Annotated in this window: 10 protein-coding genes and 1 other annotated feature; of the genes, 8 read left to right on the top strand and 2 right to left on the bottom strand. The window is 31.1% G+C overall.

From position 1 onward, the window contains the following. Positions 1-3: 3 nt before the first annotated feature. From CLPA_RS15715 to CLPA_RS15695, 5 genes are all read left to right on the top strand, one after another. Positions 4-2700, top strand: coding sequence for a sensor histidine kinase (locus CLPA_RS15715; RefSeq protein ID WP_003446749.1), 2697 nt, complete (start codon positions 4-6; stop codon positions 2698-2700). Between the two features lie 41 nt (positions 2701-2741). Beyond that, entirely contained in the window at positions 2742-3440 is a 699-nt protein-coding gene (locus tag CLPA_RS15710; RefSeq protein WP_003446747.1) for a response regulator, read from the top strand. 288 nt (positions 3441-3728) lie between these two features. Further along, positions 3729-3995: a metal-sensing transcriptional repressor gene (locus tag CLPA_RS15705; RefSeq protein ID WP_003446739.1), complete on the top strand. Its 267-nt coding sequence runs from the start codon at positions 3729-3731 to the stop codon at positions 3993-3995. A gap of 95 nt (positions 3996-4090) precedes the next feature. Then, entirely contained in the window at positions 4091-6550 is a 2460-nt protein-coding gene (locus tag CLPA_RS15700) for a heavy metal translocating P-type ATPase (protein ID WP_003446737.1), read from the top strand. 184 nt (positions 6551-6734) lie between these two features. Further along, positions 6735-6944: a heavy-metal-associated domain-containing protein gene (locus tag CLPA_RS15695; RefSeq protein WP_003446735.1), complete on the top strand. Its 210-nt coding sequence runs from the start codon at positions 6735-6737 to the stop codon at positions 6942-6944. A 58-nt stretch (positions 6945-7002) separates the two neighbouring features. On the opposite strand, the gene leuA is transcribed toward CLPA_RS15695, so the two are convergent. After that, positions 7003-8667: a 2-isopropylmalate synthase gene (gene leuA / locus CLPA_RS15690; protein ID WP_003446733.1), complete on the bottom strand. Its 1665-nt coding sequence runs from the start codon at positions 8665-8667 to the stop codon at positions 7003-7005. A 59-nt stretch (positions 8668-8726) separates the two neighbouring features. Continuing rightward, positions 8727-8958, bottom strand: a binding site (T-box leader). Between the two features lie 306 nt (positions 8959-9264). Here leuA and CLPA_RS15685 point away from each other — a divergent pair. From CLPA_RS15685 to CLPA_RS15675, 3 genes are all read left to right on the top strand, one after another. Then, positions 9265-10110, top strand: coding sequence for a prephenate dehydratase (locus CLPA_RS15685; protein ID WP_003446732.1), 846 nt, complete (start codon positions 9265-9267; stop codon positions 10108-10110). 603 nt (positions 10111-10713) lie between these two features. Then, positions 10714-12105, top strand: coding sequence for a dipeptidase PepV (gene pepV, locus CLPA_RS15680; RefSeq protein ID WP_003446730.1), 1392 nt, complete (start codon positions 10714-10716; stop codon positions 12103-12105). A gap of 275 nt (positions 12106-12380) precedes the next feature. Further along, entirely contained in the window at positions 12381-13229 is an 849-nt protein-coding gene (locus CLPA_RS15675; RefSeq protein WP_003446728.1) for a DegV family protein, read from the top strand. 69 nt (positions 13230-13298) lie between these two features. Here the strand turns inward: CLPA_RS15675 and panD are convergent, their stop codons facing one another. Beyond that, positions 13299-13682, bottom strand: coding sequence for an aspartate 1-decarboxylase (gene panD / locus CLPA_RS15670; protein WP_003446726.1), 384 nt, complete (start codon positions 13680-13682; stop codon positions 13299-13301). Positions 13683-13684: the final 2 nt, after the last annotated feature.

Genomic DNA, 13684 nt, shown 5'->3' with positions numbered 1-13684 from the left:
TTTATGAGCCATTATGAAAGGCCAAGTTCAGACTATTTCTTAAGTAAAATTGAAAAAGAAGAAGAGAAAAATAAGCAGGGAAAGTTAAAAATATTTTTTGGATATGCAGCAGGAGTAGGAAAGACCTATGAGATGCTTAGAGAAGCCCAGGAGATTAAAAAATCAGGTGAAGATATAGTTATAGGATATATTGAGCCTCATGCCAGACCAGAAACCATGGCGTTAACTGAAGGTCTGGAAAGTATAGAAAATAAAATTATCAAATATAAGGGAAGTACTTTTAAAGAATTTGATATTGATAAGGCTCTCATTAGAAAACCCAAAATAATATTAGTGGATGAGCTTGCTCATACTAATGCAAGAGGTCAGAGAAATAGAAAAAGATGGCAGGATATACAAGAACTTCTTGCAGCAGGAATAGATGTCTATACTACTGTAAATGTTCAGCATATTGAGAGCTTAAACGATGTGGTAGAAAATATAACTCATGTATCTGTACGGGAAACTATTCCTGATAAAATATTTGATGATGCAGAAAAGGTGGAAATAGTAGATATTGAACCTGATGAGCTTTTAAATCGTTTTAATGAAGGTAAAATATATAAAATGGAACAAGTTAAAAGAGCATTACTGAATTTTTTTACTAGAAATAATTTATATGCTCTTAGAGAAATATCCCTCAGAAGAATTGCAGACAGAGTAAACTACGAAGTAGAAAGTGAAAGGCTGGCTAAAAGAGAAATTACTGTAATTCCAACCTCTGAACAGATATTGGCCTGTATTAGTCCATCTCCATCTTCAGCAAAGGTTATACGTACTGCTGCAAGGATGGCAGAGAATTATCATTCAAAATTCATTGTTTTATATATCTCTACCAGTAAATCTGAAAATTTAAGTGAACAGGATAAAAAGAGATTAAATTTTAATTTTAATCTTGCTGAAAAATTAGGAGGAGAAGTAGTTCAATTATATGGAGATAATATAGTTGAACAAATAATACAATATGCGGAATTTAGGAATATAACTAAACTAGTTATAGGAAAAAATTATAAACGAAGCAGTAAAATATTTCATTTTTATGCTAAAGATGTGGTAGATAAACTCATGGATTCCAATGCTTATATTGATGTTTATGTAATACCAAATTCATTGTACAAGAAGAAAAGAGAAAAGGTAGTACTGAAATTAAATGAATGGAGCAATCTGTCACTTAGAGAAATTGTTGAAGCGGCTATAATTATAGGAATTGTAACAGGAATTGCAAGTATTTTTGAATATATGGGTTTTAACGATACTAATGCTATTATGATTTTTATATTGGGTGTTATAATTGTTTACATGAAGACAACAGGATATTTAATAGGTATAATATCTTCCATATTTGTAGTGCTAATGTTTAATTTTTTATTTACAGATCCTAAGTATTCTTTTAAGCTCTATGATAAAAATTATTTAACTACATTTATTATGATGCTTACAGTTGCTTTTATAGTTGGAAGTCTTACAAATAAAATACAAAAGGAAGCTAGTAATTCTTATAACAGGGAAAAGAGAACTCAAACTTTGTATATGGTTAGTAGTAAATTGTTAAGTGCAGTGGGTACCTCCGAGGTTATTTCCATAGGAATAAAATATATTTCCCGGTTAATTAACAGGACTATAATAGGATATTTACCAGAGGGGAATAAGCTTTCTACTAATTTTGTGTATAATAGAGATAAAGATGAAAATAAAAATTTATTTTTAAATAAAGAGGAAGATGCAGCAGCCTACTGGAGCTATCTGAATGGTAAGGAGGCTGGTAATGGTACAGATACCTTTTATGGAGCTAAGGGATATTATATGCCAATAAAAGTTCAAAATAAAGTATTAGGAGTAATTGGTGTGTCCTGCCTACAAGGTTTTCTTGAACCAGAACAAAAATTTATTGTTCAGACTATTACAGGGCAAATAGCTATTGCCATAGATAGAGAAATTCTTTCAAGTCAGCAGGAGAAATCTAAAGTTCAAATTGAAAGAGAAAGGCTTAGAAGTAATCTGTTAAGATCGATTTCTCATGATCTTAGAAGTCCTCTTGCAGGTATTAAGGGAGCTATAAGTACCATCTTAGAAAATGGAAAATTTATATCTGAAAAGACAAAAGAAGATTTGTTAAATGGTATTTATGATGATACGGAATGGTTGATAAGACTAGTTGAAAATTTATTGAGCATGACTAAATTTGATGAGGGTAACATGGAAATTAAGAAAAATATGGAGCTGGTAGAAGAAGTAGTGTCTGAAGCGGTTCAAAGAAGCTCTAAATATTTTAAAAATCACAAAATAAAAGTTAGCGTTCCTGAAAACATTATAATGGTTTCCATGGATGGTAATTTAATTGAACAGGTTATCATAAATCTGCTGGATAATGCAGTAAAGTTTTCACCTAAAGAATCTGTTATAGAAATAAAGGTATATGAAAAGGATGATGATGTGATTTTTCAAGTTATTGATAATGGAACAGGGATAGATGAAAAAATATTGTCTAATATATTTGACAGATTTTTTACAAATGGCAGTAAAATATCCGACTCAAGACGGGGAATTGGATTGGGGCTTGCCATTTGCAAATCCATAGTAGAAGCCCATGGGGGGAAAATTACAGCTGCTAACAGAAAAGAGGGAGGAGCTGTATTTAGTTTCAATATTCCTAAGGCTTAAAGTATCTTCAAATAAAGAAATTAGTAAAGGAGGGGATTATTATGGAAAATAAGCCATATATACTTGTAGTTGAGGATGATAAACCAATAAGAAATTTTATAACTGCAGCCATATCTTCTCAAGGATATAGATATATTGAGACCAGTAAAGGAAATGAGGCTATTGCACTTTCCATGTCTAATAGTCCTGATCTTATTATATTAGATTTAGGACTTCCAGATATCGATGGAATTGAAGTTATATCAAGAATAAGAGAGTGGTCAAGTGTCCCAATTATAATTGTATCTGCCAGAGAGAATGAAAGACAAAAGGTTGAAGCTCTAGATAAAGGTGCAGATGACTACCTAACTAAACCTTTTGGTATAGGAGAACTTCTTGCTAGAATTCGTGTATCTTTAAGACATACCATGTTAAATAAAAATAAAGAAGAAATAATTGATACTTTTAGAGTTAAGAATCTGTTTATTGACTTTGAAAAAAGACATGTAATAATAGAGAATAAAGAAATACATCTTACTCCTATAGAATACAAAATAATATCATTACTCTGCAAATATTCTGGTAGGGTACTTACCCATAATTTTATTATACATGAAATTTGGGGTACATCTTTAGGAAATGAAACTCAGTCCTTAAGAGTTTTTATGGCAAATCTAAGAAGAAAAATAGAAAAAGATCCAGCTCAGCCTGAGTACATATATACTGAGGTTGGAGTAGGATACAGGCTTGTAGATGAATAGAAACAGCAGTGTTAGTAGAAGAATTACGACATTTGTATAGATTTGTTTATGATGTAGGTTATAAATTATCATTAGGTCAATTAATATTATTATTTGACTTTTAAGTTAAATAGTATATAATGATATTAAGAATCACTATCATAAAATATTTTCTTGAATTTTTTAATCTTCATAAAATCTACACAAAAGTATGTTAATATACAATTAATTTAGGAAATCAACTTATGATGATTGTCATTGTCTATTAAAGGCTGCAATAATATCACCCCACAGGGGGGAGGTGGATATATGAATAATGAAAAAATAGAGGCGATAAAAGCATTGAAGACATCAAAAGGACAAATAGAAGGAATAATAAAGATGATAGAAGAAGGTAGATACTGTATTGATGTCTCAAATCAAGTGGTTGCCGCACAATCTTTATTAAAAAAAGCAAATATGCTTATACTAAAGCAGCATTTAAATCATTGTGTTAAAGATGCCTTCATGCAGGATAATGGTGATAAAAAAGTTGATGAAATAATAGATTTACTTGGAAGGCTTATGGGTAAGTAAATCTATTAATACAGTTTTTTATAAACAATGAAATTCCATGAAAATACAGATAAATAAGAGACAATTAAAAATTATTAAGATAGGGGGTATTAGTGATGGCAACAAGTAAGACTCTAAAAATAGAGGGAATGACTTGTGCAGCGTGTGCAAAGGCAGTAGAAAGAGTGTCAAAAAAATTAGATGGAGTAGAAGAAGCCAATGTAAATCTTGCCACGGAAAAATTGAATATAAGTTTTGATGAAGCTAAAGTTTCTATACCAGATGTTCAAAAGGCTATTGAAAAAGCTGGATATAAGGCATTGGTAGAATCTACAAATAAGATTCTAAAAATAGAGGGGATGACTTGTGCAGCGTGTGCAAAAGCAGTAGAAAGAGCTTCGAGAAAATTAGAGGGTGTAATTGAAGCAAATGTAAATTTAGCTACAGAAAAATTGAATATTACCTTTGAGCCATCAAAAGTTAGGATACCTGACATAAAGAAAGCTATTGAAAAAGCTGGATATAAGGCTTTGGAAGAAGAAATAAGCATTGATATGGACAAAGAGAAAAAAGAAAAACAAATAAAATCCATTTGGAAGAGATTTGTTATATCTGCTATATTTGCAGTCCCTCTTTTGATAATAGCCATGGGTCCTATGATATTAGAATGGTTTAATATAGAACTTCCAATGTCAATAAATCCAATGATGCATATGAAAGCATACGGAATAATACAATTAATTTTAGTCTTGCCAATTATAATTGCAGGAAAAAAATATTTTACTATTGGATTTAGGTCGCTGATAAAATTAAGTCCTAATATGGATTCACTGGTGGCTCTTGGAACTTCAGCAGCATTTTTATATAGTGTTTATGGGGTTATTACATCAATTTATTCTGGTGGTGAACACAACATTCATTTATATTTTGAATCTGCAGGAGTTATTTTAACACTTATTACTCTTGGAAAATATATGGAAGCCGTATCTAAAGGTAAAACTTCTGAAGCAATAAAAAAGCTTATGGGACTTGCACCTAAAACTGCTACTATAATTAGAGATGAAAAGGAAATAGAAATTCCCATAGATGAAGTAGAAATTGGTGATATTGTAATAGTTAAACCAGGAGAAAAAATGCCTGTAGATGGAGAAGTGGTAGAAGGTAATACTTCTGTAGATGAGTCTATGCTCACTGGAGAAAGTATACCTGTAGAAAAAAACATCGGAGATAAGATTATTGGTGCTAGCATAAATAAAAATGGCTCTATAAAATATAGAGTAACCAAAGTAGGAAAGGACACTGCCCTTTCACAGATTATTAAATTGGTGGAGGATGCACAGGGGTCAAAGGCACCTATAGCTAAATTGGCAGATATAATATCTGGTTATTTTGTTCCCGTTGTTATGGTACTTGCATTAATATCCTCTTTAGCATGGCTTATATCTGGTGAAAGTGGTGTATTCTCATTAACTATATTTATATCAGTGTTGGTAATAGCCTGCCCTTGTGCTCTTGGTTTAGCTACGCCTACAGCAATAATGGTGGGCACGGGAAAAGGAGCGGAATATGGAGTACTAATTAAAAGCGGTGTAGCTCTTGAAACATCTCATAAAGTGCAGACTATAGTTTTTGATAAAACAGGGACTATTACAGAAGGAAAGCCTAAGGTTACTGACATAATAGTAGCTGAAGGTATAGAGAAAGAATATATAATTAAAATTGCTGCATCGGCAGAGAAACGATCAGAGCATCCTTTAGGTGAAGCCATTGTAAAAAAGGCTGAAGAAGATGTTATAGAATTAATAGATGTTAATGAATTTAAAGCAATACCTGGACACGGTATTGAGGTGAATGTAGATTCAAATACAATATTGCTTGGAAATAAAAAATTAATGGATACAAGAGGTATTGATTTAAAGGGATTTGAAGAAGAGTCTGATAGATTGGCAGCAGAAGGTAAAACTCCAATGTATATAGCTTCAAAAGAAGAACTTATGGGGATTATAGCTGTAGCAGATATTGTTAAGGAAAATAGCAAGAAAGCTATTGAAAAACTTCATAAGATGGGAATAGAAGTAGCTATGATTACTGGTGATAATAAAAAGACTGCAGAAGCCATAGCAAAGCAGGTTGGCATAGATAGAGTATTATCAGAAGTTTTGCCACAGGATAAGGCAAATGAAGTAAAGAAACTTCAATCAGAAGGTAAAAAAGTGGCTATGGTAGGTGATGGAATAAATGATGCACCGGCTCTTGCACAGGCAGATATAGGAATAGCCATTGGATCAGGAACAGATGTGGCTATGGAGTCAGCAGATATTGTACTTATGAGAAGTGATTTAATGGATGTATCTACAGCTGTTGAGCTCAGTAAGAAGACTATAAAAAATATAAAAGAAAATTTATTTTGGGCTTTTGGATACAATGTTTTGGGGATACCAGTGGCTATGGGAATACTTTATATTTTAGGTGGTCCTCTCTTAAACCCTATGATAGCAGCACTGGCTATGAGTTTTAGTTCAGTGTCAGTACTTACTAATGCACTCAGATTAAAGGGGTTTAAACCTTTAACCTGACTAACTTGGCGTAAGGTTCCCAGTTCTTCAAGTGGGAGTTCAACGCCAAGTAAGCCATGCATTTGCAGTTCTAAAATTTAGGTGGGTTAAAAGAATCCCCACCTGAATTAAGAACTTGCTTCAACATAGCCATAACAAGGGGCTTAGTACCTTGTAAATAATGTATTGAAGGGAGAAGTTTTATATGAAAAAGAAAATTTCAATTGAAGGAATGAGTTGTGGTCATTGCGTAGCACATGTAGAGGAGGCTTTAAAAGAATTAGGAGCTAATTCAATAAATGTAAGTCTGGAAAAGAAATCTGCTGAGGCAGAAGTAGGTACTACTTCTGATGAAAAAATAAAAGAAGCTATTGAAGATGCTGGTTATGATGTGATTGGTATAGAAAGTATATAGGTTAATTAAAGCTCTGTATCGCAACAAAGTTTGTTATACAGAGCTTTAATTATAAACTTTATCTACATCTATTTATAGCACTGATTAAAGCTTTTAAAGAAGAAGTGCTTGTATTTTCAGATATTCCAACTCCAAAGTATCTTTTACCATTATTTTCAATTTGTATATAGGATACCGCTTTGGAACGAGAACCTTTATCTAGTGCATGCTGATCATATGAAATAAATTTACAGCCGTTAATATTAGAATTATGCAGTGCATTAAAGAAAGCATCTACAGGACCATTCCCTGTACCTTCTATATTTTTGTCAACACCATTTACATTTATAGTAGCATGAATATTCAGTATATTTTTATCATCCTCTACATTCTGAAGAGATTCAGTTTCATAGCTTTTTAGATTATAAGGAGTCTTTTTATCTAAATATTCATTTTCAAATAATTCAAATATCTGATTTGCACTAAGTTCTGTAGCTAAACTATCAGATTTTTCTTTAACAATAGTTCCAAATTCCTTGTGCATTTCTTTAGGTAGAATAAATCCAAAATCACTTTCCATAATATAGGCAGTTCCGCCTTTGCCAGACTGGCTGTTTATACGGATAATTTCTTCATATTCTCTGCCAAGGTCGTGAGGGTCTATTGCAAGATAAGGAACTTCCCAGTATTCATTATTTTCTTCTTCTAAAGCTTTAAGTCCTTTTCTTATAGCATCCTGATGAGATCCTGAAAATGCAGTATATACTAATTTACCTGCATAAGGATGACGTTCATGTACAGTCATATTAGTACATTCTTCATATATTTTTACTACATTATATATATTGGAAAAATCTAATTTAGGATCTATGCCCTGAGAATACATATTTAAAGCCATTGTAAGTATGTCAAGATTACCTGTTCTTTCGCCGTTTCCAAATAATGTACCTTCAATTCTATCAGCTCCTGCAAGGAGTCCTAATTCGCTGGAGGCAGTACAAGTACCTCTGTCATTATGAGTGTGAAGGCTTATTATAATATTTTCTCTATTTTTAATGTGTTTACAGATCCATTCAATCTGGTCTGCATATATATTTGGTGTAGCCATTTCTACTGTTGAAGGCAGATTTATAATTACCTTATTTGACTCAGTTGGTTTCCAGACATCTATTACTGCTTCACATATTTCAAGAGCATAGTTAAGCTCCGTTCCAGTAAAGCTCTCGGGAGAATACTCAAAAGTAAAATTAGTTTCGGGATATTTCTCTTTATATTCATTTAAAAGCTTAGCGCCACTTACAGCTATATCAATTATTTCTTCTTTACTCTTTTTGAAAACTACTTTTCTCTGTAGTACAGAAGTGGAATTATAAAGGTGTACTACAGCATTTTTTGCTCCTTTTAAAGCTTCAAAGGTTTTTTTAATTAAATGTTCTCTTGACTGTGTAAGTACTTGAATTGTTACATCATCAGGTATAAGATTGTCTTCTATTAATTTGCGAAGAAAAGTATATTCCGTATGAGATGCAGCTGGGAAGCCTACTTCTATTTCTTTGAAACCTATATCTAAAAGCATTTTATACATTCTAAGTTTATCTTCAACATTCATTGGAACGGGAAGTGCTTGATTACCGTCACGTAAGTCTACGCTGCACCATGTAGGAGCCTTTTCGATTTGTTTATTTGGCCACTCACGATCTTTTAAATCAACTGAAGGATATTTTCTATACTTTGAATAAGACAATAAACCCACCTCTTTCAATAAATTAAAATTCTATAAAAACAAATAAAGCCCGTCTCAACAAAAGAGACGAGGCTAACCCGCGGTACCACTCTAATTAGTTCTATTATGAACTCACTTTTTCAATGGCAAATTACCATCTATCCTTGTAACGGAGGACCACGTTCTGCCTTACTAATAAATTCAGGAGACAGCTCACAGACGAGTTCAAGATTTTGAAATTACCGAAATCACAGCATCATCGGTTCTCTGAAAATTTCACTTATCCCTACTACTTCTGCTCATTGCTTTATATTGTTTATGATTATACATTAATGAATAGTAGCTGTAAATATAAAAAGTTTAAAATTATATTATCAATAATTATTCTATAAAATATTAATAAATTAATAATAAATATAGGAATAAAATTAATATTTTTAATAATAATTATTTCGTTTTTTCATCAGTAAAATAATTATTTTATAAAATATTAATATAATATAACATATTTCTACAATGGATAAAAAAAGTAACCAATAACATATTTTTTATGCTAAAATATCATATAGTGATTATGTTGATAAATTTTATAAATTTATTTAGGCAGGGAGATATCTTATGAGAAAAATAGCTACACTTGGACCGGCAGGGACTTTTTGTGAAATTGCAGCTAAAAAATATAATAATGAAAAAGATTTTGATGGAAGTATAACTTTTTATCAAAGCATATCCAAAGCTTTTAAGGCTATTGGAGAACAATGTAAATTGGGGATAGTTCCCATTGAAAACACTTTAGATGGGTATGTACAACCTACATTGGAATTGCTATCAAAAACTAAATTGAATATTATAGATGAAGTTGTTGTTCCAATCCAATTTTCTTTTGTAGGAAATTCTAAGAATATTAATGACGTAAAAAGGTTATATGTTCAATTTAAAACTCAAGGTCAATGTTGTGATTTTTTGGAACAATTTGGTGATGATGTAAAAATCATAACTACGGAGAGTAATGCAGAATCTTTTATTAGTGCCAAGTATGGTAAGTTCAATGAAGCAGCTATAGTACCTCATCATATGCTTAAGACAGAATTTAAATTGCCCTATGAAATTGAAAATGTAACAGACTCTAAAGAAAATCAGACGAGATTTATAGTTGTTTCAGAAAAATTTTTATATTATTATCCAGATAAAGATTATAAAACTTCATTAATTATTATCCAGGCAGAAGATAAACCAGGTTCATTATCCAGTATATTAAATGAATTTGCCTGTAGAAATATTAACTTAATGTCAATATTGTCGCATCCTAATAAAGAGACTTTGGGAAAATATCATTTTTTCATAGATATAGAGGGAAATTATTTTAGTGATAAAAATGTGAAAGAAGCTATTGATAATATTTCTATAAGTAATAAAGTGAGAATACTTGGAGTATATGAAAATGCCATGAAAAATTCAATTTAGTATTGACAAATTACTAAATTTATTATAAAATTAAACCAAATAATTAAATTTTTAATAACGTAGTTTTTTATAAACTTTTAACTAATATGGTAAAAAGAATTCTGTTAAATTAATACAGTATTTTCATATACTGACTAGAAAACTAGAGGTAAAAAATTAATATTGGGTTGGCTGACTAGAGATACTAGAGGTCAATTTAAAGTTTAAGTTAAATTTAAAATTATATAAAGTATATATAGAAGCTGTCTTGTAATGCATACCATATGCATTACAAGACAGCTTTTTAACTATTTACATTATTGAAAATACTTATTTTTAATAACTAAATAAAAATATTTTTAATTTTATAAACATTTATTCCTTTTAAGATAAACTTCTTTTACTTATTCATTAGTTTTCATTAAGAGTAATTATTAATATTGGTTGATAAAATTTACATATAAAGTTTATAATAATAGATAAAGATAAGTTTGAAAGGATAATATTTGAAAATATAGACAGCATAGTATAATAATTTCTAGATATGAGAGGTTATAAATAAAAAATTTATTCCGTGTTTAGAGATCTGTTTATTAAATGTATTTTCAGTATTGGGAGGATTTTATGAAAATTAATGATAGTGTAGATATGCTCAGAGATGAACTTATTCAATCAGTTCAAGAAGTTGTAAGAGTTAAAAGTGTAGAGGAAGAGGCGAAGCTAGGAATGCCTTTTGGGGAGGGACCGGCTAATGCTCTTGAAACTGCTCTTGAAATCGCAAGAAATTTAGGATTTAAGGTGGTTAACTTAGATAATTATGTAGGGTATGCAGAGTATGGTGAAGGTGATGAATATGTAGCTGTTCTTGGACATCTTGATGTAGTACCAGAAGGAGATGGATGGAAATATCCACCCTATGCAGCAGAAATACATGATGGAAAAATTTATGGAAGAGGAACTACAGATGATAAGGGGCCTATTATATCTGCCCTGTTTGCATTGAAGGCCATTGTAGATGCAAAAGTATCTCTTTCTAAAAAGGTAAGAATTATATTTGGTACCAATGAAGAATCCGGTAGTAAAGAACTTAAATATTATTTGGATAGAGAAAAACCTCCAGTATCTGGTTTTACACCGGATGCTGAGTACCCAATAATAAATGGAGAAAAGGGAATAACCATATTTGATCTTGTGAAGGATTTAAATACAAAGCCTCAGAGAGATATCAATATAAAGTATATAAGAGGTGGTCAAAAGGCAAATATGGTTCCTGATTACTGTGAAGCTGGAATTATTACAGATTTAAAAAGCAGTCTTATAGAAAGCTGTGAGAACTTTTCAGAGAGAACAGGATATGACTTAAAGATAGAAGAAAAAGACAATATGGTGAAAGTGAAATCCTATGGAGTTTCTGCTCATGGAAGCTTGCCTCATTTAGGTAAGAATGCTATTATGCAGCTTTTTGCATTTTTAGGAGAGTTAGATCTTGGTACTTCAGATATACTTAAGTTTATAAATTTCTTTAATAGATATGTAGGTTTTGAAGTTAACGGGGAGTCCTTTGGTGTTGGACTTTCAGATGATGTATCTGGGGAACTTTCCTTTAACTTAGGGGTGGTAGAAATAGATGAGAATAAGGCAAGATTGACATTAAACTTAAGATACCCTGTTACAAAAACTTATGAGGATCTTATTAAGCCCTTGGAAGAAAGAATAGATGGTACAGGAATAAGAATCGAAAATATGCAGCATCAAAAGCCCCTATATTTTTCGGAAGATCATCCTTTAATTAAAACTCTTCAAAAAGTTTATAGTGAACAAACTGGTGATGAACCTAAATTATTATCCATTGGTGGAGGAACCTATGCTAAGGAAATGCCTAATATAGTGGCATTTGGACCTATATTTCCGGGGAAACCTGATTTAGATCATCAGACAAATGAGTATATTGAAGTAGAAGATTTAATACTCAATGCTAAAATTTACGCTCACACTATTTATGAATTGGCAAAGTAGATTAAAAAGTATATTAAGTGGAGTTTATTTATAAATATAATTTTTTAACAGTGAAAAGCTTATATTGAAATGATTTTTTCAGTATAAGCTTTTCTTAGGTATTAGTTTATAGTAATTAATTATATTATAAATCAATAAAAGTATTGAGTGACATTATTCTTTATGATTATGTGAATAATGATATAATAGAATAATTAGTAATAATAGAATGAATAAGAATTATATGTTAGATTATCTAGAATATAGTTATTTAATATGATTTAGGAGGGTATACAATGGAAAAGATAGCCTTGATAACAGATACTACAGCAGATTTATCTCAGGATATAATTAATCAATATAATATACAGGTTTTATCATTTAGAATAATATATAAGGACAGGGAATATAGGGATAAAGTTGAAATTACATCAGAAGAAGTCTATAGAGGATTAAAAGAAGAAGTTCCTACTTCATCAATGCCAGCTATTTCCGATATGGAAGAATTATATGATAAGTTAGAAAAGGAGGGGTATACTCATGCCATAGCTATAGTTCTTTCTACAGGACTTTCAGGTATATATAATGGGTTAACGCTAGTAAGCAAGAATCATGAAAATATAAAATCTTATATTTGTGATTCAAAATCTATATCCTTAGGAGAAGGAGCTTTAGTTGAAGAATGTGCAAAGCTTTTAGAAGGTGGTAAAAATTTTGAAGAGATAGTTGAGGCTATACCATCTATTAAAAATAGAGTACATTTATTCTTCGTAGTAGGTACCTTAGAGTATCTTATTAAAGGTGGAAGGATAGGTAAAGTAGCGGGAACTATAGGAACTATACTAAAGCTAAAACCTATAATATCTATAGATCAGGAGGGAAAATATTATACATATTTCAAGGCAAGGGGTAAAAAACAGGCGCTTAATAAAATTACTGAAATAGCAGAAGAAATATGTAAAGATAAAAAATGCAGAGCTTTTGTTGTACATGGAGATGGAGAGGATGATGCTCTTAAGGTAAAAGAGTCTATAGAGAAGCTTCCTAATATAACTTCTGTATATTATGGAGGATGCATTAGTCCTGTATCAGGAGTACATAGCGGACCGGGACTTATTGGGTTTGTTTGTATAGAAGAAGAGTAAAATTTTTAGTAAATTATGATAATAGGATTAGTTAAAAAATAGGCCCTTTTAACTAATCCTATTATTGTTTTATTTTATTTCGCCATGTCTTTCATAAGTGGTAATTTCAGAAATAGAGTTATCATCTTTTACAAATACTACAACAGGTTTATGAAGTTTTGCTTCTTCTTCTTCCATTTCACAGTAAGTCATTAATATAACCTTGTCTCCTGGTTGTGCATATCTAGCAGCAGCACCATTAAGGCATATAACTCCACTGCCGCTTTCACCAGCAATAACGTAGGTTTCAATTCTACTTCCATTATTTATATTAACTACTTGTATTTTTTCATATTCTAGTATATTTGCTTCCTTCATGAGATCTATATCGATTGTTATGCTTCCTACATAATTGAGTTTAGCTTCTGTAATGGTAGCTCTGTGTATTTTTGATTTTAACATGCTTAGTTTCATGG

Origin of the sequence: Clostridium pasteurianum DSM 525 = ATCC 6013 (assembly GCF_000807255.1) — a bacterium.
In the GTDB taxonomy this organism is placed as follows: domain Bacteria; phylum Bacillota; class Clostridia; order Clostridiales; family Clostridiaceae; genus Clostridium_I; species Clostridium_I pasteurianum.
This window is presented reverse-complemented; position numbering and strand designations above follow the sequence as displayed.

Coding starts and splice junctions, on each gene's coding strand:
- CLPA_RS15715 (WP_003446749.1), top strand. CDS start 4: ATGAGCCATTATGAAAGGCCAAGTTCAGACTATTTCTTAAGTAAAATT.
- CLPA_RS15710 (WP_003446747.1), top strand. CDS start 2,742: ATGGAAAATAAGCCATATATACTTGTAGTTGAGGATGATAAACCAATA.
- CLPA_RS15705 (WP_003446739.1), top strand. CDS start 3,729: ATGAATAATGAAAAAATAGAGGCGATAAAAGCATTGAAGACATCAAAA.
- CLPA_RS15700 (WP_003446737.1), top strand. CDS start 4,091: ATGGCAACAAGTAAGACTCTAAAAATAGAGGGAATGACTTGTGCAGCG.
- CLPA_RS15695 (WP_003446735.1), top strand. CDS start 6,735: ATGAAAAAGAAAATTTCAATTGAAGGAATGAGTTGTGGTCATTGCGTA.
- CLPA_RS15685 (WP_003446732.1), top strand. CDS start 9,265: ATGAGAAAAATAGCTACACTTGGACCGGCAGGGACTTTTTGTGAAATT.
- pepV (WP_003446730.1), top strand. CDS start 10,714: ATGAAAATTAATGATAGTGTAGATATGCTCAGAGATGAACTTATTCAA.
- CLPA_RS15675 (WP_003446728.1), top strand. CDS start 12,381: ATGGAAAAGATAGCCTTGATAACAGATACTACAGCAGATTTATCTCAG.
- panD (WP_003446726.1), bottom strand. CDS start 13,682: ATGAAACTAAGCATGTTAAAATCAAAAATACACAGAGCTACCATTACA.